This is a genomic window from Naumannella halotolerans, assembly GCF_004364645.1.
GTDB classification, from domain to species: domain Bacteria; phylum Actinomycetota; class Actinomycetes; order Propionibacteriales; family Propionibacteriaceae; genus Naumannella; species Naumannella halotolerans.
On record NZ_SOAW01000002.1, the window covers coordinates 573,376 to 596,735 of the forward strand.

General features: G+C 67.0%; 17 protein-coding genes and 3 pseudogenes. 15 read left to right on the forward strand and 5 right to left on the reverse strand.

Annotated elements, in window-relative coordinates:
• Window positions 1–3: 3 nt before the first annotated feature.
• A pseudogene (locus tag CLV29_RS13825) lies at window positions 4–675 on the forward strand (integrase core domain-containing protein); the annotation flags it as partial.
• Window positions 676–1,828: 1,153 nt separating this feature from the next.
• Here the strand turns inward: CLV29_RS13825 and CLV29_RS13830 are convergent.
• Complete coding sequence (locus tag CLV29_RS13830) at window positions 1,829–2,704, reverse strand: hypothetical protein (protein WP_133755646.1); 876 nt, start codon at window positions 2,702–2,704, stop codon at window positions 1,829–1,831.
• Window positions 2,705–2,875: 171 nt separating this feature from the next.
• On the opposite strand from CLV29_RS13830, the gene CLV29_RS13835 reads away from it, so the two are divergent.
• From CLV29_RS13835 to CLV29_RS13885, 11 genes are all read left to right on the forward strand, one after another.
• Entirely contained in the window at window positions 2,876–3,274 is a 399-nt protein-coding gene (locus tag CLV29_RS13835; RefSeq protein WP_133755647.1) for a TOBE domain-containing protein, read from the forward strand.
• A 5-nt stretch (window positions 3,275–3,279) separates the two neighbouring features.
• Window positions 3,280–4,107 (forward strand): molybdate ABC transporter substrate-binding protein, encoded by an 828-nt coding sequence (modA, locus tag CLV29_RS13840; RefSeq protein ID WP_133755648.1) that lies wholly within the window; start codon window positions 3,280–3,282, stop codon window positions 4,105–4,107.
• Between the two features lie 52 nt (window positions 4,108–4,159).
• The gene (locus tag CLV29_RS13845; RefSeq protein WP_243831937.1) at window positions 4,160–4,954 is read left to right on the forward strand and encodes an ABC transporter permease; all 795 of its coding nucleotides are present in this window, start codon (window positions 4,160–4,162) and stop codon (window positions 4,952–4,954) included.
• 47 nt (window positions 4,955–5,001) lie between these two features.
• Window positions 5,002–6,102, forward strand: coding sequence for a sulfate/molybdate ABC transporter ATP-binding protein (locus CLV29_RS13850; RefSeq protein WP_243831938.1), 1,101 nt, complete (start codon window positions 5,002–5,004; stop codon window positions 6,100–6,102).
• A 97-nt stretch (window positions 6,103–6,199) separates the two neighbouring features.
• Entirely contained in the window at window positions 6,200–7,753 is a 1,554-nt protein-coding gene (locus CLV29_RS13855) for an ABC transporter substrate-binding protein (RefSeq protein ID WP_133755650.1), read from the forward strand.
• Between the two features lies 1 nt (window position 7,754).
• Window positions 7,755–8,741, forward strand: coding sequence for an ABC transporter permease (locus tag CLV29_RS13860; RefSeq protein WP_133755651.1), 987 nt, complete (start codon window positions 7,755–7,757; stop codon window positions 8,739–8,741).
• Window positions 8,738–9,571, forward strand: a complete 834-nt coding sequence (locus tag CLV29_RS13865; RefSeq protein WP_133755652.1) for an ABC transporter permease — start codon at window positions 8,738–8,740, stop codon at window positions 9,569–9,571. Before CLV29_RS13860 ends, CLV29_RS13865 begins: the two co-directional genes overlap by 4 nt.
• The gene (locus tag CLV29_RS13870; RefSeq protein ID WP_133755653.1) at window positions 9,571–11,295 is read left to right on the forward strand and encodes an ATP-binding cassette domain-containing protein; all 1,725 of its coding nucleotides are present in this window, start codon (window positions 9,571–9,573) and stop codon (window positions 11,293–11,295) included. Before CLV29_RS13865 ends, CLV29_RS13870 begins: the two co-directional genes overlap by 1 nt.
• A complete protein-coding gene (locus CLV29_RS13875) occupies window positions 11,295–13,286 on the forward strand; it encodes a CocE/NonD family hydrolase (RefSeq protein WP_133755654.1) in 1,992 nt (663 codons plus the stop codon). The genes CLV29_RS13870 and CLV29_RS13875 overlap by 1 nt, the downstream gene beginning before the upstream one ends.
• Window positions 13,283–13,897 carry a TetR/AcrR family transcriptional regulator gene (locus CLV29_RS13880; protein ID WP_133755655.1) on the forward strand — a complete coding sequence of 205 codons (615 nt, stop codon included), beginning with the start codon at window positions 13,283–13,285 and terminating at the stop codon, window positions 13,895–13,897. The genes CLV29_RS13875 and CLV29_RS13880 overlap by 4 nt, the downstream gene beginning before the upstream one ends.
• Before the next feature lie 198 nt (window positions 13,898–14,095).
• Window positions 14,096–14,950, forward strand: coding sequence for an amidohydrolase (locus tag CLV29_RS13885; RefSeq protein ID WP_133755656.1), 855 nt, complete (start codon window positions 14,096–14,098; stop codon window positions 14,948–14,950).
• An 18-nt stretch (window positions 14,951–14,968) separates the two neighbouring features.
• Here the strand turns inward: CLV29_RS13885 and CLV29_RS17250 are convergent.
• Window positions 14,969–15,268 (reverse strand): annotated as a pseudogene (locus tag CLV29_RS17250) (CbrC family protein); the annotation flags it as partial.
• 927 nt (window positions 15,269–16,195) lie between these two features.
• Between CLV29_RS17250 and CLV29_RS13895 the strand changes: the two are divergent.
• From CLV29_RS13895 to CLV29_RS13905, 3 genes are all read left to right on the forward strand, one after another.
• Window positions 16,196–17,200, forward strand: a complete 1,005-nt coding sequence (locus CLV29_RS13895; RefSeq protein ID WP_133755657.1) for an isopenicillin N synthase family dioxygenase — start codon at window positions 16,196–16,198, stop codon at window positions 17,198–17,200.
• A 636-nt stretch (window positions 17,201–17,836) separates the two neighbouring features.
• Entirely contained in the window at window positions 17,837–19,048 is a 1,212-nt protein-coding gene (locus CLV29_RS13900) for a cobalamin-independent methionine synthase II family protein (RefSeq protein WP_133755658.1), read from the forward strand.
• Between the two features lie 255 nt (window positions 19,049–19,303).
• Window positions 19,304–19,801, forward strand: coding sequence for a mycothiol transferase (locus tag CLV29_RS13905; protein ID WP_133755659.1), 498 nt, complete (start codon window positions 19,304–19,306; stop codon window positions 19,799–19,801).
• 6 nt (window positions 19,802–19,807) lie between these two features.
• On the opposite strand, the gene CLV29_RS13910 is transcribed toward CLV29_RS13905, so the two are convergent.
• The 3 genes and pseudogenes from CLV29_RS13910 to pxpB form a co-directional block, all read right to left on the reverse strand.
• Entirely contained in the window at window positions 19,808–21,523 is a 1,716-nt protein-coding gene (locus tag CLV29_RS13910) for an acetyl/propionyl/methylcrotonyl-CoA carboxylase subunit alpha (RefSeq protein WP_133755660.1), read from the reverse strand.
• Window positions 21,520–22,329 carry a 5-oxoprolinase subunit C family protein gene (locus CLV29_RS16570; protein WP_243831949.1) on the reverse strand — a complete coding sequence of 270 codons (810 nt, stop codon included), beginning with the start codon at window positions 22,327–22,329 and terminating at the stop codon, window positions 21,520–21,522. The genes CLV29_RS13910 and CLV29_RS16570 overlap by 4 nt, the downstream gene beginning before the upstream one ends.
• Before the next feature lie 273 nt (window positions 22,330–22,602).
• Window positions 22,603–23,238 (reverse strand): annotated as a pseudogene (gene pxpB / locus CLV29_RS16575) (5-oxoprolinase subunit PxpB); the annotation flags it as partial.
• Between the last annotated feature and the right edge of the window lie 122 nt (window positions 23,239–23,360).

Here is a 23,360-nt window from a genome sequence, read left to right on the forward strand (position 1 = left end):
AGGCTGGCCCGGCTCGGGATCTCACGGCGCCGAGACCTCGACCCGATCGGGGAGAACAACCGCGAACCGCAGAAGATCACCGCACGGTTCCCTGGGCACATGATCCACCTGGACGTGAAGAAGGTCGGCACGATCCCCGACGGGGGCGGCTGGCGAATCCACGGCCGCGGCAGCACCCGGGCACTAGCCGGCAAACGCGCCCACAAACAGCGGGTCGGCTACACCTATCTCCATACCGCGATCGACGGCTACTCCCGCCTGGCCTACACCGAAGCCCTGGACAACGAGACCGCCACAACCAGGATCGGCTTCTTCTGCCGCGCTCGGGCGTTCTTCACCGCCCATGGCATCACCCGACTGGTCCGAGTAGTGACCGACAACGGCGCGAACTACCGCGCCAGAACCTTCGTTCGGACCGTGACCGCCCACGCGGCGCGACACCAACGGACCGGCCCCTACACGCCCAGACACAACGGGAAAGTCGAGCGCTACCAGCGCCTCCTGACCGAGGAATGCCTCTACGCCCACGCCTTCGAATCCGAGACCGAACGACGCCAAGCGATCAGCACCTGGGTCCACCACTACAACTACCATCGACCCCACACCGCCTGCGCCGATCAGCCCCCGGCCACCCGAGTCCACACACATGTCACCAACGTCATGCCCTCATACACCAGGGCGGACAGTGCTGAAGCTAAGGCGGTAATGAGGACAGGATCCAACTTAACCTCCAGTGTCGGGGTTGCCTGCTCTTGGCGCCAGCGGATCGATCCGCGTCGGGATTCCACCAGCGTACGGGGCCGACACCACGCTCGTGTACGGCGACGTGCACGAGATCGGTCAAGAAGCAAGCAGGATCGGCAATAGGTAACCAGCGTGACCACAGGGATCAGCTGACCCGAATCGCGCTGAATCGCCTTCCCAAGCTGAGCATGCGGGTTCGATTCCCGTCATCCGCTCCACACCGTCCCCGACCAGAGGAACTTGAGCGTTCTCCGGTCCGCCTCACTTGGTGATCTGAGCGGCCAACTGCACCGCAGACACTGGCAAGTTTACTGGAGTGCGTCACATTACGGTTGGCCTGTACGGCCCGGAGGGGGCTCGGAGCGGGCCGAATCGCTTCGCAGCCACCGCAAGCCCGAATGAGTTCCTGACTGGGTCTGGCAGTTTGTCGAGGACCTCGTTCGTGTAAGTCAGTGTGGGTTTCAAGTTGACATTCTTCCCATGAAGGTTGATAGCGTCCTGTAGCTCAGGAGCGATGCTTTCAAGCTGCCGGTACAGCCACTTGCCTTCGCGTACCGCCAGTCCCGTGGGCTTGATTGTCGAGCGTGCGAAATCAGCTCGTTGAATTGCCCACATCAACTGGAAGGCTGCGTCAACGAAGTGGTTGTGCTCATCCTGGGTAAGCACCCTCGTTCGAACCCTTGCGCGTTGCCGATCGTATGTCGTGCGGATACTGCCTGGGCATCAATGAGAGCGTTCAACGCCTGAGCCGCCTGGGTGTTGCGTTTCGTACGGTAGTTGGACACGCTAGTCGAAACAGCGGCAATGGCAGATGCAACTGATGTGAGTAAGGCGAGAAATGAGAAAAGCACCGGGTCCATTAGTGCTCCAACATCAGGGGGCGGGGTATCAGTCTGAACACTTCCAGCTGCCTTGTAAAGGGTTATTCGGAAAGTTGCCTGTGCTCTACTTCAAACAGTCTGAACCCATCGCATCGGACCCTGTCAGGGCAGTTCCTCAAGACTCCATCTTGCCGACTGAAAGAGGGAGGCGGGCTGGTTCGATACCCGCTACCGATTCGCTCGAATCGGTCATCGGTGGTCCGTTACCATCCCCCGAGCAATGACCACATATGCCGCCGCGCCTCAGTCAGGTCGACCGGGTGCCCGGCAAGTCGCGTCAACAGGTCCTCCAAGTCCCAGGTGCTGAGCCTGGCGTACCGCGCGGAGTAGATGCCGACCCGGCGAATGCCGAAGTGGTCGGAACGGTCGAACAGGGCGTAGCCGATGAGCTGGTGGAGGTCGGAGGCAGGCAGCTTGTCCCGGCGATCACCGGTGCGCCGATCGACGTCACCGAGTCGGGTCTTGATGTCGAGCAGCAGATCACCGCAGATCAGGTCGGCATCGGCCGCGCAGAACTGAGACCCCTCGAACTCCGGGCCGAGGACCACCTGATCATGATCAACTTTCGGCAGCAGTGCCGCACTCGCCAGCTCGAGCATCTCGACACTTTGGCGTACCCCGTCGGCCGGGGCCAGTGACAACAGGGCATCCACGCTGAACCCGGACATCCCGAGCCGGGTCAGTGCCGAATCGGGACGCGGGCCGGCCCGGTAGACCTCGGTGCACAACGCCAGTGCCCAGCATGCCCGGGCGAGCAGCGGCCGGTCCCCGGACAGCGCCGCATCGGTGGCCACCAGCCCGACCTCGCGGATGACCATCCGGGCCGCAGTGGAGAAGGCGATCGCCGCGATCACCGGGAAGTCGTCCGGTTCGACCAGGTACCGCAGGGCGAAATCGACACCGGCACCGAGAGTCCCCGGGTTCGCGCTGCCCGCAGGTACGAGCAGTGGCCCGCTGTCGCGCAGATGCTCCGACTGCACCTGCCGCAAGCCGACCGCGAGCTCGGCGTCGAACCACTCGCGCAGAGGTGATCGCCGGTCCGCCAGGGCGCGGGTCAGGCTGGAGTACCGGTACGACAAAGATCATCACCTCCGGGGCATTGCGTCGCTCGGTCCAGTATGCGGCCAGCTGATCCGACGAGGGGGTGAGTGATTGCAGTGCCGCCTGCCGTGCGGACAGCCGGGGCGTTTCCACGAGAAGCGGTGAAAACCCTCAATAAGATCCGCAGATGATGTGCGATAGTGCTCAACATGGCGCAGTTGCGGATTTCGGATGCAGCCGGCTTCCTGGCCGTCAGTGACGACACCGTTCGCCGGTGGATCGCCTCCGGGCAACTGGCGGCGATCACCGACACGGCCGGCCGGAAGGTGGTCGACGGCAGGGTGCTGGCCGACTTCGCGCGCACGCATGCCGCTCAGGTCCCATCCCCACCAGGTGCCCCCAGTTCCGCCAGGAACCGCTTCGTCGGACTGGTCACCAAGGTCACCGCCGACACCGTGATGGCGCAGGTGGAACTGCAGTGCGGGCCCTACCGGGTCGTCTCACTGATGAGCAGCGAGGCGGTCGAGGAGTTGGGCCTGGAAGTCGGCAGCGTCGCCGTGGCAGTGATCAAGTCGACCAATGTCGTGGTCGAACTGGCGGAAGGATGAGGGTGATGGGCTTCCCGGCACCACAACGGCTCAACAAGGTGCACGACCGTGGCCGGGCGGCCCCCGCACGCCGGACCCCCCTGGTCGCCGCTGTGGTCATCCCGGTACTGCTGCTCACCGGTTGTACCGACGACGCCGGACCGGGCGGCGACACCGAGACGACCACCCTGACCGTGTTCGCGGCGGCCTCACTGAACGCGACCTTCACCGAGATCGGCTCACAGTTCGAGGCAGCCAACCCCGGAACCAGCGTGAGGTTCGACTTCAACGGCTCGTCCACCCTGGTGCAGCAGATCGTCGAGGGTGCCCCGGTCGATGTGTTCGCCTCGGCGAACACCGCCACCATGACCACGCTGACCGAGGCGGGAATGAGTGCCGGTGAACCGATCGACTTCGCGACCAATGTGTTGACGATCGCGGTCGCTCCGGGAAATCCGCATGGCGTGACCGGACTGGCCGATCTGCAGAACCCCGAGCTGAAGACCGTTCTCTGTGCTCCGCAGGTGCCCTGCGGGGAGGTTGCGCAGACTGTCGAGGGCGCTGCCGGTGTCGAGATCGAGCCGGTCAGTGAGGAGCAGTCCGTCACCGATGTCGTGAACAAGATCGGCAGCGGGGAGGCCGATGCCGGGCTGGTCTACGTCACCGATGTGATCGCCGCCGATGGCAGCGTCGAGGCTGTCGACTTCCCCGAGTCGGCGCAAGCTGTGAACCGCTATCCGATCACGACGGTCGATGGGAGTCCGCACACCGACGTGGGCCGGCAGTTCGTCGGCTTCGTGGTCGGCCCGCAGGGCCAAGCCGCACTGGCCGAGGCCGGTTTCGGTCAACCGTGAGGTGAGGACCATCGAGGAACCACGCACAGTGCGGACCGGCAGGCGATCGCCGGTGCGTATCTCGGCATCCCTGCCGCGCTGGCTGCTGCTGCCGGCGCTGCTCGGTGCCGTGTTCGTGATCTTGCCGCTGGTGGCGATCGTGGCCCGGGTCAACTGGTCGGAGTTCGGCTCTTTGATCAGCAGCGAGTCCTCCCGGGCAGCGCTGTGGTTGAGCCTGCAGACCTCGTCGGCGAGCATGATCATCTGCGTCCTGCTCGGAGTTCCGTTGGCCTTCGCGCTGGCGCGTACCAGCTTTCCCGGCCAGGACCTGCTGCGTTCGGTCGTCCTGCTACCGCTGGTGCTGCCGCCCGTGGTCGGCGGGATCGCGCTGCTCTACACCTACGGCCGGCTCGGTCTCCTCGGCCGCTACCTGGAGGCGTTCGGGCTGAGCATCTCCTTCACCACCACCGCGGTGGTACTGGCGCAGACCTTCGTCTCCCTGCCTTACCTGGTGGTCAGCCTGGAGGGAACCCTGCGCACCACCGGGGAGCGGTACGAACAGATCGCCATGACACTCGGGGCGCGACCGTCGACCACGTTGTGGCGGGTGTCGCTGCCGCTGGTGCTGCCGGGACTCGTGTCGGCAGCGATCCTGGCCTTCGCCCGCTCGCTCGGCGAGTTCGGCGCCACCATCACCTTCGCGGGAAGTCTGCAGGGCGTCACCCGTACCCTGCCGCTGGAGATCTATCTGCAGCGCGAGACCGACCCGGATGCCGCAGTAGCGCTGTCGCTGCTGCTGGTCGTGATCGCCATCGCTGTGATCGGCCTCGTCCGCGGTTGGCAGGGCCGGCGTGGCGGTGCGTTGTGAGTGGCGGTGCGTTGTGAGTGGCGGTGCCCTGTGAGCGGTGATGCAGTGTGAGCGGCGGTACGCGAGACACGCCGATCGGCCTGCAGGTCGAGTTGGAGTCCGATGAACGCGATGTCCGGGTCGGCCTGGAGGTCGCCGCCGGTGAACGGGTGGCGCTGCTCGGGCCGAACGGTTCGGGCAAGTCCACGGTGTTGAACACGATCGCCGGTCTGATCCGCCCTGACCGGGGCCGCGCCAGTCTGGGGGAGAAGGTCCTGTTCGATCTTGGCGGCACAGCCCATGATCGACAGGCGTCTCGTCGGGTATGGCGCCCGCCGTACGCCCGGGGTACGTCACTGCTCGCCCAGGAGGCACTCCTCTTCCCGCACCTGTCGGTGATCGACAATGTGGGATTCGGGCCGCGCAGCACAGGAGCAGGACGTTCCGAGGCCAGGGCCACGGCCCGTCAATGGTTGGACCGGGTCGGTGCCGCTGAGCTGGCCGACCGGCGCCCCGATCAGGTGTCCGGCGGTCAGGCGCAGCGCGTGGCGATCGCCCGTGCCCTGGCAGCACAACCGGACCTGCTGTTGCTGGACGAGCCGCTGGCGGCCCTGGACGTCGCGGTGGCCGTCGAGGTCCGGCAACTGCTCAGCCGGGTCCTCGCCACCCAGACGACAGTGCTGGTCACCCACGAGGTGCTGGATGCGCTGTTGCTGGCCGACCGGGTGGTGGTACTCGAACAGGGTCGGGTCGTCGAGTCCGGTACGACCGCCGAAGTGCTCACCCGGCCCCGCAGCCGCTTCGGCGCGCAGTTCGCGGGATTGAACTTCGCCACCGGCGTCTTTGACGACGGAGCACTGCGGACCGCCGAGGGAGTGCGACTGTGGGGGACCGGTTCACCCGTACCGGCGCAGTCACAGCGTGCGGTCGCGGTCTTTCGGCCGAGTGCGGTGATCGTCTCCGCGAGCGTGCCCACCGATTCCAGTCCCCGCAATGCGCATCCGGCCACGATCACCGAACTCGAACCGATGGGAGACCTGCTGCGGGTGCACACCGACCGTTTCGCGGCCGATCTGACCGCGGCGGCGGTCGCCGAACTCGGGCTGCGGCCCGGGTCCGAGGTGATCTTGTCGGTGAAAGCCTCCGAGGTCGCGATCTATTCGGCCTGACGCCGATGTTTCGATCGCGTCACAAAAGCACCGATTCCGCCTGCGGTCAGCAGCCACCCCTGATTATCGTTCAAGTGAACGATTAAGGAGGAAGGACATGGTGCCGACGATCAGCCGACGCCAGGCCCTGACCGGCCTGCTCGGGGGTGCGGCCGCGTTGGGCCTGGGCTCAGCCTGCGGTGCGCCTGCCCTGCAGCTCAACGAGCAGGCTGCCACCGGTCAGCCGCGAGCAGGCGGGGTGATGCGGATCGCCCGGCCCGCCGCCAGCGCGGCCGAGACCCTGGATCCGGCGAGTTCGCTGTCGGCCTATGAGTACCTCGGGGCGATCTACAACCGGCTGGTCCGGCTGGATCGCAACGGGGAGACCATCCCCGATCTGGCCCTGGAGTGGTCACCGAACTCCGATGCGACAGTCTGGACCTTCCTGCTTCGTGCCGGCGTCCGGTTCCACGACGGGCGCCCACTCACCGCCGAGGATGTGCGCTACAGCGTGCTGCACATCCTCGACCCCGACACCGCCTCACCCCAGGCCGGCCCGCTGTCGATCATCGACGAGATCGTGGCAGTGGACGACACCACGGTGCGATTCGTCCTCGGCACACCCAACGCGGAGTTCCCCTCCCTCCTCACCGCCTACCAGTGCTACATCGTCCCGGCCGATTCGGCCGCCACAATCGGTTCCACCGGCATCGGCACCGGACCGTTCGCCCTGACCTCCTTCGCCGCCGCAGGTGCCGGCTCCGTGATCGCCAACCCCGACTACTTCGACGGCGCACCGGCCCTGAACGGGATCGACTTCTACTCCATCCAGGACACCTCGGCCCGGGTCAACGCGCTGCTGGCCCGGCAGGTCGACCTGCTGTCGCAGACGAACCTGGACAATCCGACCGCACGAGTGGTCGCCAGCTCCAACGGTACGACCGTCGCCTCGGTGCCGAATGCGCAGTGGTACACGATCCCCATGTTGGCGACGTCGGCGGAGTTCGCCGACCCCGATGTCCGGATGGCGATGAAACTCGCCTACGACCCGACCGCGATCCTCGGCACGGCTCTGCAGGGAACGGGCACGGCGGGTTGGGACAATCCCGTACCACCCGAACTCGCTGCCTGGGCAGACGTACCGCGGGCCCATGACCCGGAACAGGCGAGATCCCTGCTGCAGAAGGCCGGTCGGGCCGACCTCAGCCTGCCGATCTACACCTCGGCCTACGAACCGAATCTGACCGCGATCGCCACCGCCTATGCCGAACAGGTATCCGCCGCCGGGATCAACCTGCAGATCACGAATGTGGCGGCCGACTCCTACTACACCGAGGTGTGGATGGTTCAGTCGCTGATGGTCAGCTACTGGTTCACCGGTCGTCCGATCGATCAACTGCTGAACCAGATCTTCCGCAGCGGATCGAGCTACAACGAATCCGCCTGGTCGAACGAGCGCTTCGACCAGTTGCTCGACTCCGCCAGGGCGGACCTGAACGAGGAGAGCCGGCGGAGCAAGTACGCCGACGCACAGCGGTTGATCGTCGAGGACAGCCCGGAACTGACACCGGTGTTCGGTGACCGCCTGGTCGGACTGTCCGAGGAGGTCGTCAACTACGACGAGTACGGCTTCGAGATGGACTACCTACGACTGGGTTTGAGGGAGGCCTGAGATGATCAAGATGATCGCCTATCGACTCGCGTCGGGTGTGATCACCCTGTTCCTGGCGGCATTCTTCGTCTTCTTCGCCGTGCAGGCACTTCCCGGCGATGTCGCCGAGCAACTGCTCGGCCAGAATGCGACACCGGAGGCAGTGGCCACACTTCGGGAACAGCTGGGTCTCGACGCACCGGTCTGGTTGCGGTTCGTGCAGTGGCTGGGAGGCGCTGTGACCGGTGATTTCGGTACCTCACTGGTCTCCGGCGAATCGGTCTCGTCGGAGTTGTGGTCGGCCTTCGGCAATACCCTGCTGATCGCCCTCCCGGCGATCGTGGTCGGCATCGGACTCTCGGTGGCCCTCGGGGTGCTGGCCGGCGCCCGCCGCGGCACCACCACGGATTCCTCCATCTCGGTGGTCGCGCTGGTGCTGATGAGCATCCCGGAGTTCGTGGTCGCCACCGTGTTGGTCCTGCTGCTGGCGATCATGGTCCCGATCTTCCCGGCCGTGGTGTTGCAGGGATCGGAGGCGACGGTCACCGAGTTGCTGCCCTCGATCGTGCTGCCCGCGCTCACCCTGGTGATTGCCATGGCGGCCTACATCATCCGCGCGATGCGTTCCTCGACGATCGACACACTGGCCTCGGAGTTCGCCACCACAGCGGAGTTGAAGGGGGTACGGCGACGACAGGTGCTGCTGCGTCACGTGCTGCCGAGTGCGGTGCTGCCGGTGCTGCCGGTGATCTCGATCAACGTCGCCTGGCTCTTGGGTGGTGTGGTGGTGGTCGAATCGGTCTTCAACTATCCCGGTCTGGGCAAGCTCATGATCGACTCGGTGTCCACCCGGGACCTGCCCGTGCTGCAGGCGATCGCCGTCCTCAGTGCCTTGGTCTATGTGGTCGTCAACCTGCTCGCCGATGTGCTGGCGCTGCTGCTCGATCCCCGGCAACGCAGTCTCGAGAGCAGCACCCGTCGGCGGCGCAAGCAGGAGGTCACCCCATGATCAAGTTCGGTGATCTCAACCCGGCTGCCCGGATCGGCGCGGTACTGGTGGCGGTGACGGTACTGGTCGCCGTCCTCGGCCCCCTGGTCACCCCGTACGATCCGATCGCCACCGACTCGGACAACGCCCTAGCCGGAGCCAGCTGGGCCCACTGGTTGGGGACCGACCAGTACGGTCGCGACATCTTGTCCCGCACCGTCGAAGGTGGCCGCTACGCACTGGTCGTCGCCGTCTGTGCGACCGCGGTCGCCGTGGCCGTCGGTACCGCCATCGGTACGGTGGCGGCCTACTACGGGCGATTCGTCGATACGGCCATCACCCGGGTCCTGGACGCTGTACTGGCCGTACCGTCGGTGCTGGCGCTGCTGCTGATCGTCTCGGTGTTCGGCAACGGCCTGCCCGTGCTGGTACTGGCGATCTCGATCGTCTACATCCCTGCGGTCGCCCGGGTCGTTCGTGGTGCAACGCGCCCGATCCTGACCACCGGATACGTCACCGCCGCCCGTGCCCGTGGGGAGAGTTCGGCGGCAATCATCGTCCGGGAGGTGCTGCCGAACATTCTGGACACCGTCCTCGTCGAGTTCGCCATGCGTGCGTCCTGGGTGGTGCTGCTGGTCTCGACCCTGTCCTTCCTCGGCTTCGGAGTCAGTCCGCCTGCTCCCGACTGGGGGCTGATGATTCAGGAGAACCGGGCCGCGCTCACGGTCGCCCCGGCAGGAACGGTGGCACCGATCATCGCCCTGTCCGCCCTGGTCGTCGGATTGAATCTGGCCGCCGACGGTCTGGCCAAGTACTTGGGCGTCGATCGCGCCCGGCGAGGAGTGGCGTGATGAGCGACAACGCTGCAGCGGTTCCGGCAGCCGAGATCTCCGGGCTCGGCATCTCCTACCGCGCCGCCGGTCGGCGGGTCGATGTGGTCCGTGACGTGTCCTTCAGCCTGCCGATCGGCCGGACCCTGGGGCTGGTGGGTGAATCCGGCAGTGGCAAGTCGACCACTGCCCGTACCCTCCTGGGTCATCTTCGTGACGGCTCTCGGATCGATGCCGGCAGCATCCGGGTCCTCGGTGAGGACGTGTTCGCGCTGCCTCCCGAACGCCTGCGTCAGCTGCGGGGTGGGTCGGTCGGCCTGGTGGCGCAGAACGCCGGCCACGCGCTGACACCGTCGATGACCGTGGGCGATCAGGTCGCCGAGACGCTGGCCGGACACGGGCTTCCCCATGGCACCGACCGACTGGCCGAGCTCTTCGACCTGGTCCGGCTGCCGTCACCGCGGGCACTGTTGCGTCGCTATCCGCACGAGTTGTCCGGCGGGCAGCAGCAGCGGGCGGCGATCGCCATGGCCGTCTCCACCGACCCCCGGTTGCTGGTTCTGGACGAGCCGACGACAGCCCTCGATGTGATCACCCAGGCGGCGGTGCTGTCCTTGATCAACGAGCTGCAGGAACGACTCGGCATGGCGGTGCTGATCGTCAGCCACGATCTCGGTGTGGTCTCCGCGGTCGCCGACGAGGTGCTGGTGCTGAAGGACGGTACGGAGGTGGAGAGCGGTCCGACCGATCAGGTGCTGGGATCTCCACGTACCGACTACACCCGCGTGCTGCTGGAGGCCGCACCACGGGTGCACGGTTCGGCGGTCAGCCGAGACGAGGTCGCCGAGGCGCCGCTGGTCTCCTGCCGCGGGCTGCAGATCCGGTATCTGGGTGCGGAGCGCCGGGCAGTGAACGGTGTCGACCTGACCCTGCGGCGCGGGGAGACGCTGGCCGTCGTCGGTGAGTCCGGCAGCGGCAAGTCGACCATTGCCACCGCCCTGGCCGGGCTCGTTGCGCTCGAAGGCGGCTCCGCGGAGCTGGTGTCTGCCGATGGGGCCAGGCTGGACCTGTCGAAACCGCCCCACCGTCGCCCGGTCGCTGCTCGGCGAGCCATGCAGTTGATCTTCCAGAACGCCGACCTGGCCCTGAATCCCCGACGCAGCGTGGGGGATGCGATCGGCCGCGCACTGCGCGTGTTCGACCGCGCACACGGTGGGACGTCGATACGTCGCGACGTCGAACGGCTGCTGAGCGAGGTCGGATTGACCCCTGCCATGGCCGATCGGGTGCCGGCGCAGCTCTCGGGCGGGCAGCGCCAACGGGTCGGCATCGCCCGAGCCCTGGCTGCCGATCCGGAACTGCTGATCGCCGATGAGGTGACCACTGCGTTGGACGTCTCGGTGCAGGCCGAGGTGCTGGAACTGCTGGAGGGACTGCGGTCCTCGCGCGGTCTGTCCTGCCTGTTCATCAGCCACGATCTCGCCGTCGTCCGCAGCGTGGCCGACCGGGTGATGGTGATGCGTTCAGGTGTCGTGGTGGAGAGTGCGCCCACCGATGTGTTGTTCGACGACCCGCGACATCCCTACACCAAGGCACTGATGGACGCCGTGGTGGAACCGGGGCACCATGATCTTCCGAGTAGTGATGCCGACACGATCGTTCCCGTCAGCGACCCCGACTCGCATCTGCGCGATCTCGGGAACGGACATCTGGTCAGAAATGATGAAGGAGTGGCTGTCGCCTGATGGCTGTGGTTGATCTTGATCCGTCCAGCTACCGGGTCCACGACCTGTGGATCCCGATGTCCGACGGCATCCGGCTGCATGCCCGGGCCTGGTTGCCGGCCACGGAGGTTCGGGTGCCGGCTCTGCTGGAGTATCTGCCGTACCGACTGGACGACTGGACCTCGGTTCGCGACAGCGAACGCCACCCCTGGTACGCCGCCCATGGGTACGCCTCGGTCCGGGTGGACATCCGGGGGACCGGCAGCTCCGAAGGGCTCTTCGTCGATGAGTACTCCGAGGTCGAACTCGACGACGGGGAGGAGGTCATCGCCTGGTTGGCCGCGCAACCGTGGTGCGACGGCAAGGTCGGCATGTTCGGCATCTCCTGGGGTGGCTTCAATTCTTTGCAACTCGCTCAGCGATGCCCTGAACCGTTGAAGGCGATCGTCACCGTCTGCTCCACCGACGACCGCTACGACAACGATGTGCACTACCTGGGTGGCTCGGTCCTGGCCATCGACATGGCGGCCTGGGCGGGAACCATGCTGGCCTTCGCCTCCCGGCCGCCGCGACCGGAGGTCGTCGGCCCCGGATGGGTCGAGCAATGGCGTCAACGCCTTGCCGAGCAGCAACCGCTGGGGCCGATCTGGTTGTCGCACGGGCGCCGCGACGACTACTGGCGCAGGGGCAGCGTGTGCGAGGACTACCCCGCCATCCGGGCGGCGGTGCTGGCAGTCGGCGGATGGAACGATCCGTACCGGGACACCGTGCTGCGACTGCTGGAGAACCTCGAGTCCCCGGTGAAGGGGATCATCGGCCCCTGGTCGCACCAGTATCCCGATCGCGGATTGGCTCCGGGTCCGGGGATCGACTTCCTCGGTGAGACCTTGCGGTGGTGGGATCGCTGGTTGAAGGGGATCGACACCGGTGTCGAGGACGAACCCGCCCTGCGCGCATGGGTGACCGAGTCCGAGCCGCCGGCCACCTACGTCGAGGTGGCGGCGGGTCGATGGGTCGGTGTGGACTGGCCGGGATCGGCGTCGAGTGCGGTGCTCGGTCTCGGTGCGGAGGGCGAGACCGCGATCGTCGCCTCGCCCTGGGCGACCGGGCAGGATGCCGGGCGCTTCTTCCCGTTCGGCAATGCCGGCGACCTCCCGTCCGACCAGCGGGCCGAGGATGGACGCTCGGTCGGCATCGATTTTCCGCTGGACGAATCCGTCACGGTGCTCGGCCGTGCGGTGGCCAGCCTCCGCCTGCAATCCAGTCACGACCGAGGCCAGGTGATCGTCCGGCTGTGTGATGTGGCCCCGGACGGGACATCCAGACTGGTCAGTCGGGGGGTGTTGAATCTGCGTCGTCGCAAGGGGATGGAGTGTGATGACGCGCTGCTGCCCGGGGAACCGGTGGAGGTACGAGTGCCGCTGGTCGCCGCAGGGTACGAGTTCGCCGCCGGGCATCGGCTGCGGGTCGCACTGAGCAACCATTACTGGCCATGGGTCTGGCCCCATCCGGTCGATGCGGAACTGCAGGTCGACCTCGGGGCGAGCACACTCGAGCTGCCGCTGCTCGATGCCGATCCTGCACCGGTGGAATTCGGGGCCGCAGTGCACACACGGCCGATCCCGATCAGTGCGCCGGCCGGCGCTGTCGAGCCCGGGCCGGAGCGCGTGATCAGTCATGACGTGGTTTCGGGGGAGACGATCATCACGGTCGACCCGCGGTACGGCGGCACCCGACACTATCCGGACGGGTTGGACTTCTGGGAGGAGACCGAGGAGACCTATTCCATCCGCGAGGGTGATCCGACCTCCCCGCGGACCGAGTCGAACTGGATGATCAGACTCGCCAACGACGGCTGGTCGGCAACTGTCCGTACCCGCTCGGTGATCAGCTGCACCGAGACCGAGTTCATCGTCGACAGCTTTGTCCTGGCAGTTGCCGAGATCGACGGTGTGGAACAGACCGTCGCCGATCATCACCGACGCGACACAGTCTCCCGGGACTCGGTGTGAACCGCAGATTGGCCCCCGATCTGAGGCGACAACAGATCATCGCCGCTGCCAGGACGGTGATCGTCGAACGGGGGTTGGCGGCGACGTCCCTGCGCGACATCGCCGCCGCTGCGCAGGTGTCGGTGGGGACGGTGACCTATCACTTCGTCGGTGTCGACGAGATCCTCAGCGCGGTGGTGATCACCGAATCGGAGAGCTTCTACGCCAAGGTGGTCCAGGCAGCCGACTCCGAGCCCGATCCCCGTCGAGCAATGTTGATCCTGATCGACTCGCTGTTCGGCGACCCTGACAAGACCTCCGAACACTGGAAGATCTGGGCCGACTACTGGGCAGCCACCGCGCGTCGGCCGGAGATCGCCGACGCCTATGCCGACCGAATCCGGCACTGGCAGAACTGCCTGGAACGGGTGATCGCGCGTGGGGTGAGCGACTCGACCTTCCGGTCGGTGGATCCCAATGCCACTGCACTGAAGATGGCGGCCTACTCCGACGGACTCGGCATCCAGATGTCACAGCAGGTGACCGGATTGGATCACCGCACCGCCCATCGGTGGCTGGTCGACTTCGCCGAACTGCTGCTCGGCCCAGTGAGTCGGCCGGCGCCGGGGTGATGGCTGCCCGCCGATCCACCCGTGGATCAGGAAATGCGTGCATAGGCCACTCTCAGCAACGGAATCCGTAGCCAAACGCAACCCAAACAAAAGTTCCGATTGTGTAACACCGAAAACGAGTGGCTGCCTAACCGGTAATCGTCCGGCATAATTCTCCCGACGAGCGTGGCCGACGACCACGCCCAGGAGGGGAACGAGATGCCCTCCGAACCGACTCGCCGGGTGATCATCGCCAACGGTCGTCTCTTCGTCGACGGTTACGTCCGGGATCAACCGATTGCCGTCGAGGACGGACGGATCAGCGCGATCGGCCAGGAGGCCGTCGACGCCTTGGCGCCGCGTCGCACCGAGGAGATCGATGCCGGCGGCGGACTGGTCCTGCCGGGGTTCCAGGATTCACACATCCACGTCCACCACGCCGGACGAGACCTGGTCACGATCGACCTGACCGAGTCCGACACGGTCGAGGGATACCTGCGACAGATCGCGACCTACGCTCGCAACCACCCCGAAGCCGAGTGGATCCGTGGCGGCGGGTGGTCGATGCCGGCCTTCCCCGGCGGTGTCCCGACTGCCGCGATGCTGGACGCCGTCGTCAGCGACCGCCCGGTGTACCTGCCGAACAGCGACGGGCACGGTGCCTGGGTCAACTCCAAGGCGATGGAACTCGCGGGCATCGATGCCGGCACACCGCAACCGGCCGACGGTCGGATCGAGGTCGATGCCGAGGGCTATCCGGTCGGTTGCCTGCAGGAAGGCGCCATGGAACTGGTGTCCAGGCTGGTGCCGAAGTTCACCGACGCCGAGCTGGACGAGGGATTCCTGCGGGCGCAGCGCCGTCTGCTGTCCTGGGGTGTCACCGCCTGGCAGGACGCGATGGTCGAATCCGGTGAGCGCGGCTTGGACAACCTCGCCTCCTATCGCCGATTGGACGGCTCCGGTGAGTTCGCAGTAGAGACGGATCCCACCCGAGACCACCCTCGACCTCGGCGGCGAAATCGGGCTCGTCCAGCAGTGAGACCTCCACTGCTCCTGCTGCCACGACGGGTATGACGGTGTGCGCGTGCTCACTTCCATCGCTTCGTCGACGTCGACGGTGACTGGCAGCCCGGGCTCATGCGGGACGCCGTCGATACCTGCGTAGTCCGAGAACACGCCTTCGAACACGCGAGCAGCCGTTCCATCTGCTACGCACCACGGGCAGATGTACTCCACCTCGTCGACGGCATAGAACGACCCGGTATATCGCAGCGCGCGGTCCTCCCCGCACGCATCACACGTCCCGGAAACACTCTCGAAAACACCCAAGTCATATGCATTGGGGTGAAAGCGAAACATCGGAAGCGCCTCGGACGAGGCTGCGGTCTGCATGTGACGATTCTCCCATCAGACCCACCCTCGGATGCCCCACCGTCGGTCATGCAAGCATGAGGCCGGTCGCGACGGCGGAACCAGCACGTTTAGCAACGCCGCCTAGGGCGATGGCGGCCGCTCGGGCTGCTTCGACCGGTGCGTCGTCATTTCTTCTGCAGCAATGGCCTCCAGCAGGCATGTCAGGGGGCCGTTCCTGCGGGAGGGATCGTGGAGGGTTGTCGTTCCTGCGGGAGGGGTCGTGGAGGATGGTCGTTCTTGCAGAAGGGACGCGGAGAGCGGGCCGCTCCTGCAGGAGACATGGTCGCCGCCCCTCCCCGCACCCGACCCGTCTCGTTCGAGTGGTTCCTGGGGCGGTGCGATCGATACGTGGCGGAGTCGCGGGTGCTGTACCTGGCACATGCCGGCCACCCCGTGGTAGCCACCGTGTTGGAGCGCTGGTACGCCGGTGCCAAGCCAGGGTTCGAGTCCCGGAACGCGTGGGCGGCGGTGAGGTTCGCTGATCCCGGGGGCTGGTTGTCCGGTCGCGCCGACCGGTCGCGAGGCGGGCGATGGGGGTGTTGGTCCCGGGCGTCTGGTCGTCCGGTCGTACCGACCCGTACCGAGGCCGGCGGTGGGGGGTGTTGGTCCCGGGCGTCTGGTCGTCCGGTTGCACCGACCCATCCTGGGGCCGGAAGTGGGACCGTTCGGTGTCACCGTCGAACGGTCTCAGCAGTTTCGACCTGGCGTTGGTTCGCAACCTGAACAGCGTGCATGCCGGGCTGACCGCCCTGTTGGAACAGGCCGATGATCATGGGGCCCGAGATCCGGATACTGGCGGTCTTCACCCCCGGTGCGAGACGCGGTGGCGGATCCCCGGTGGGCGGCAAGCGCGCTCACAGCGCGAGACGGCGACCAGCTCCCGGGTGTGCGGAGCAAGCTGGAGGTATGTCCGCTCTGCCGTTCATCGATCTCTCCCAGCTCGACAGTGACCCCGAGGCATTCCTGGCCGAACTCCGCCGGATCACCCACGAGGTCGGGTTCTTCTACCTGACCGGACACGGCGTGCCGCAGGAATTGATCGATCAGGTGCTCGAGGTCTCCCGACGCTTCTTCGCCCTGCCGGAGGCCGACAAGCTAGCGATCGAGAACGTGAACAGCCCGCAGTTCCGGGGGTACGCCAGGTTCGGCAACGAGCTCACCAACGGTCAGACCGACTGGCGCGAGCAAGTCGACATCGGACCGGAACGAGAACCGGTGCCGCCCGGTGAGGACGTGCCCGACTTCGCACGACTGGAGGGGCCGAATCAGTGGCCCGAGGCCCTGCCGGAGTTCCGTACCGCCTTCGAACGGTGGCACGACGAACTCCACGCCGTCGGACTGAAACTCATGCGGGCCTGGGCGAGCACGCTGGGAGTCGACTCGGCCGTCTTCGACGAAGCCTTCGCCACCGCGCCGTTCCCGCTGATCAAGGTCGTCCGCTACCCGGGAACCTCCGACCCCGAGCCGAAGCAGGGTGTCGGGGCCCACCGCGACGGGGGAGTGCTCACCCTGCTGCTGGTCGAACCGGGCAAGGGTGGGCTGCAGGTCGAACGCGACGGCGAATGGGTCGAGGCAATCGGGATCGAGGGCACCTTCATCGTCAACATCGGTGAGATGCTCGAACTGGCCACCGGCGGTTACCTGAAGGCGACCATGCACCGGGTGATCTCGCCACCGGTCGGCAGCGAGCGGATCTCCGTACCGTTCTTCTTCAACCCCGCGCTCACCGCGACCATGCCGACCCTCGAGCTCCCCGCGGAACTGGCCGCCCGTGCCCGCGGCGTGACCGCGGACCCGACCGATTCGCCGATCCTGCAGCTCTACGGTGAGAACGTCCTGCGCTACCGGCTGCGCGCTCACCCCGATGTCGCCGAGATCCACCACCCGGAGCTGCTGGCATCAAGGTCCTGACCGTCGCCGCAGCAGGTCACCGGGGTTCCCGCGGGTGGTCGGCGTGCCGCTGGATGCGGCCCCAGGAACTCGGACGAGACGGGGCGAGGGCAGGAGAGGTGAGGCGACGGAGTCTTCTGCAGGAACCGCCCACTCTTCGCGTCCCTCCTGCAACAACTGCCCCCCCTGACGTGCCTGCGGGAGGCCATTGCTGCAGAAGAGATAGAAGATCCGCGCCGGTCGAAGCAGCCTGAGCCGCTGCCATCGCCATCGCACCGTGCCGCATCCCGCTCTGTGCCACCGGCGGTTATCACCCGGAAGCCGGTGCTCGCTGCTGCGGCTCGATCCTCGAGACTTCTGCAGAACGTGAGTCCGGGCCAGCTCGCAAACGTGCTCAAGCACGGAGGTCTTGGCGGTGGCTGTTGGGGGTCAGGGTCGACATATTCGGCCTGACTCCGGCGATGGCGTTCTACCGAGAATCCCCGCGGACCTGCCGAGGTCTGCTCTGGTGCACACAGAAGCAGGCTCGGCCATGACTGGAGCCGCACCAGGACCAGCGGCCGTCCTGATCACGGAATGGACACCGGGCCGCTGCATCGCGAGGGGCCGTAACCTCGTCGCCGCTGACAGCCGTCACTCCATCGAAAGGTCTTGGCCATGGGCGAGCCCATCCGTACCTCACAAGCCGGTTCACTTCCCCGTACCGAGGCGCTGATCGCGGCCAACCGCGACAGCCGGCTCGCCGACGACGGTTTCACCTTGGTCCCCGACTCCGGGTTCGACCAGGTGTTGTCGGAGCAGGTACGCGAGCTGGTCCAGCGGCAGCGAGACCTCGGCATCACGCTGCCCGGCGACGGTGAGTACGGCAAGGCCATGTCCAGCCCAGTCGACTACGGCGCCTGGTGGGTCTACATCTTCCAGCGCGTCGGCGGCCTCGCGGTCACCGAATCGAACATCATGAGCGCCGAACCGGTCCGCAGCGAACCGGGCCACGTCCGGCTGACCTCGTTCCCGGACCGTCGGGACTGGGTGAAGTTCCGCAACGCCTACACCGACCCGACCTCGGGCATCTCGGTGGGCAAGAACGCCACCGTGATGCCGACCACCGTCGGCCCGCTGAGCTACACCGGTCATGACCTGATCGCCGGGGACGTCGCCAACCTCCGAGCCGGTCTGGACGCCGCCGGTGTCGAACAGGGCTTCCTCACCGCGCTCTCGCCGGGCTCGGCGGCACGGATCGCGAACGAGCACTACGCCACCGATGAGGAGCACATCTGGGCCTGGGCCGATGTCCTGCGCGAGGAGTACAAGGCAATCGTCGACGCGGGACTGATCGTGCAGATCGACGACCCGTCGATCGCCGAGAACTGGGACCAGATCAACCCCGAGCCCAGTGTCGCCGACTACCTGGCATTCACCCAGGTACGCGTCGACGCGCTGAACCATGCACTGCGCGGCCTGCCGCAAGATCAGGTGCGCTTCCACCTGTGCTGGGGTAGCTGGCACGGCCCGCACACCACCGACATCGAGTTCCGGCGCATCGTCGACCTGATGTTGCAGATCGATGCCGGCAGCTACTCCTTCGAGGCCGGGAACGTCCGCCACGCACACGAGTGGTCGATCTGGAAGGACGTGAAACTGCCCGAGGGCAAGATCATCGTCCCCGGTGTCGTCAGCCACTCCACGAATGTGGTGGAGCATCCCGAGCTGGTCGCCGAGCGGTTGATCAACTTCGCATCGCTGGTCGGCCCGGAGAACGTGATCGGCGCCACCGACTGCGGGCTCGGCGGGCGGATCCATCCCGACATCGCCTGGGCGAAGCTGGAGAGCCTGACCGCCGGTGCGGCGATCGCGGGTACGCGGCTCTGACTCGAGCCCGCGCCCGGTTCGGCGCGGTGAGCTCGTCGGTGGATGTGGTGTGGTCGCGAAGGTTCTCCGTAGCGCGACCGGCGGGCCGACGAGGGTGAGGTTGTGCGGGTGCCGGTGGTGAACGCTGGTGCTGCGTCGGCAACGGTGCGGGAAAACTCCGGAACTGAGCGATCCGGTACGCGAATCGTCCCGGACGGTCCGCCCGGGCCGGGACAACGGCGACACCAGTCGGTGACCGGGCGTAGCGTGGAGTACATGGATGCCACGCAGATCTTGGTCGATGCCGCCACCCGTCCCGCCGAGGCCGCCGCGGCCCTCACCGCAGGGCTCACCGCGGAGCAGTTGAACGCCCATCCCGGTGGTCACGACAACTCGATCGCCTGGTTGCTGTGGCACATCGGACGGGAGATCGACGCCCAGGTGGCGGAGCTGAGCGGTCGGCCCCCGGTCTGGGAGAACTTCCGGGACCGGTTCGAGCTGGGTGAGCTCGGCGACCAGGTCGGCTACGGGTTCACACCGCAGCAGGCGCGATCGATCGTGGTCGACGATGCCGGACTCCTGCAGCAGTACCTGCAGGCGGCCACCGACGCCTTGGTGGCGTACCTGCAGACCCTGGGCGAGGAGGATCTGGACCAGGTGATCGACACCTCTTGGGATCCGCCGGTCACTCGCGGCGCACGGCTGGTCAGCATCATCGACGACGCCGCCCAGCACATCGGGCAGGTCGGGTACGCCAGGTCGATCGCGGGCTGACCCCGCTCAGTCGCTGACGCTTCCCAGCACATCGCCCGGGGCGACCGAGTCACCGGCACCGATGGACTGGCTGAGCGTGCCGTCGGCCGGGGACACGACCTGGCTCTCCATCTTCATCGCCTCCAGCACAGCCACCGGATCTCCCTGCGAGACCGTTGCCCCGTCCTCGACCAGCCATTTGCCGAGCGTTCCCGGGACGTCGGCGACGATGGCGCCGTGGTCCACTGCAGCCTGCGTCTGCGTCTGTTCCGCAGTAGCTGATCCGAGCGACAGCCCGGCGGGCAGGCCGAGCTCCATCCGCCGGCCGTCGAGCTCGATCCAGGTCCGGGTGACCACCGCATCGGCTGGCCCGGGGGCCGGGGCGGGTTCGAAACGCTGCGCGAACTCGGTCTCGATCCAACGGGTGTGCACGGCGAAACCGTCGTCACCGATGAAGTCCGGATCCTCGACCACTGCGCGGTGGAACGGCAACACCGTCGCCACCCCCTCGACGACGAACTCCGCCAGCGCACGCCGCGACCGGTCCAGCGCCGTGGCCCGATCCGGACCCCAGATGATCAACTTCGCGAACATCGAATCGAAGGCGGCCGGAATGTCGGAACCCGCCACCACACCGGAGTCGACGCGTACCCCCGGACCGGTGGGCAGCTCCAGCGTCGTGATCGTTCCCGGCGAGGGCAGATAACCCCGCCCCGGATCCTCGGCGTTGATCCGGAACTCGAAGGCATGGCCACGTACCGGGTGTTCGATCAGCGACGGATCCAGCCGCTGCCCGTCGGCGATCCGCAACTGCCAGCAGACAAGATCAAGATCGGTCGTCTCCTCGGTCACCGGGTGCTCCACCTGCAACCGGGTGTTCACCTCCAGGAAGGAGATCGTGCCGTCGACCGCCAGCAGGTACTCGACCGTACCGGCACCCACATAACCGGCCTCGGCACAGACTGCCGCGGCCGAGGTCAGCAACTGCTCGGTCTGCTCCTCGGTGAGGAACGGGGCCGGGGCCTCCTCGACCAGCTTCTGGTTGCGTCGCTGCAACGAACAGTCACGGGTACCCAGGGCCAGCACCGTGCCATGGGTGTCGGCGAGCACCTGCACCTCGACATGGCGAGGCTTCTCCAGGTACCGCTCGACGAAACATTCACCCCGGCCGAAGGCCTGTTCGGCCTCCCGGACCGCGGCGGCGTACTGCTCGGCGATCTCCTCGGCCCGCCAGACCACCCGCATACCGCGACCGCCGCCGCCGAAGGAGGCCTTGATCGCGATCGGCAGACCGTGCTCGGCGGCGAATGCCTGGGCCTGCTCGGCCGAGTCGATCGGTCCGGGAGTGCCGGCCACCAACGGTGCGCCGACCTGCTGCGCGGTACGCCGGGCGGAGACCTTGTCACCGAGGGCCTCGATCGCCTCCGTCGGAGGGCCGACCCAGGTCAGACCTGCCTCGGTGACGGCTCGGGCGAAGTCGGCATTCTCGGACAGGAACCCGTAACCGGGATGTACCGCGTCGACCTCAACCCGTTTCGCCACGTCGATGATCGCGTCCAGGTTCAGGTACGTCTCAGTGCTGCTCCCGCCGGGGAGGGCGTAGGCCTCATCGGCCAGTCGCGTGTGCAACGCGTCGGCGTCGGGGTCGGCGTACACGGCGATCGAGGTCAACCCCAGATCGGCGCAGGCACGGATGATCCGTACCGCGATCTCGCCACGGTTGGCGATCAGGACCCGCTTCATCTTCTCTCCTCCGGCGACTGCTCGACCTGGAAACGAATGACCACCCCGGGCCTGGCCTGGGCCAGCAGGGGTAGTGCGTCATGGCGGACCACGCCGATGATCGGATAGCCGCCGGTCAGGGGATGATCGGCGAGGAAGATCATCGGCTGGCCACTGGGCGGTACCTGGATCGAGCCGGTGACGGCCCCTTCGCTGGGGAGTTCGGCTTCGACCACCCGCTCCAGCGGCGCAGCGCCGCTCAGTCGTACCCCCACCCGGTTGGCCTGTTCGGTGATCATCCAGGCCTGGCCGGACAGGCGCGCGATCGAGGCGGTGTCGAACCAGTCGTCGCGTGGCCCGAGAACGACCGGCAGTACCAACTCGGCAGGGCTGGGCGGCGGCCAGGGAACCGGCTCGCCGACGCTGACCGGTTCGATCTCGCCGACGCCGAGTACGTCACCGGCGGCCAGCGGGGCCGGACCCAGACCGGCCAGGGTGTCGGTGGACAGACTGCCCAGGACCGGCGGTACGGCGAATCCACCCCGCAGGGCCAGCACCGCCCGGAAACCGGACGACTGAACCCCGATCCGCAGCAGGTCACCGTCGTCCAGGGCGATCGGCCGTTGGTCGATGATGGGCAGCGACCGGCCCTCGCGTTCGACCACGACCTCCGACTCGGCCCCGGTCACCGCCAGCACGAGCCGTCCTCGGGCGCGGGCGGTGAAGGAACCGAACGGCAGCTCGAGCACCGCGGTCGGGCTGGGGTTGCCGACCAGTCGGTTCGCCAGGTGCATCGCCGGCAGGTCCACCGCACCGCTGGCCGACACTCCGAGGTTGCCCCGGCCCGGGCGCCCCTCGTCCTGCAGTACCGGGTGCAGACCGGGACGTTCGACGATTAGCGCCGCTCCGTCGGGTCGGGCGCCGGCGGCAACCGATTCGGTGTCGGCCGTGTCGGTGTCGGCCGATTCGGTGTCGGCCGTGCCGGTGTCGGCCGTGCCGGTGGTCCGGGCGGTTCGAGGCGGGCCGGTGGTTTCGGACAATGGTGTGGTGGCCTGTGAGGGGGTGGTGGATGCTCGGGCCGAGGCCCCGTCGTCGGCGGTCGTCTCGATCGGCCGGAACCGAACCCGGTCACCTGGTGCGAGCAGCGCCGGCGGATCCCGATCGATCTGCCACATCGCCTGCGGGGTGCGTCCGATCAGTTGCCACCCCCCGGGGCTCTCGCGGGGGTAGACCCCGCTGAAGGTGCCGGCCAGGCCGACCGATCCGGCCGGTATCCGCGTTCGTGGACTGGAGCGGCGGGGTACGTCGAGTCGCGGATCGCCGCCGGTGAGGTAGGCGAACCCCGGCGCGAAACCGGCGAAGGCGACGGTCCAGGTCGAACCGCTGTGCATCGCCACCACCTCATCGGTGTCGGTGCCGAGCAGGTCGGCCACCTCGGCCAGATCCTCACCGTCGTAGACGACGTCGATCTCGACCAGCTCGCCTTCCGAACTGGAGGTCGGGGTGGCGGCGACCTGATCGAGACGCTTGATCAACTCCTCGTGGCCGATCCGCCACGGCAGATATTTGATCAACACCGTACGAGCGGCCGGCAGCAGCTCGGTCACCCCGGGGATGGCCCGCTCGCCCGATTGCAACTCACTCAACCGGGTGAAGAACCCCAATGCGGCATCGAGGTCATCGAGTTCGACCAGGACGGCCCGGTCGCCGGCGATCAGGGTCCGCCGCGAACCGATCGAGGTGTGGGGATCTGCATTCGAGCTGTCGAACGAATCGGGGGCGTCGCTCGAATCGGGGGTGTCGCTCGGGTCGGGGGTGCCGCTCGAGAGTGAGTTTTCCTCGTCCGCCGTTCCCGGCG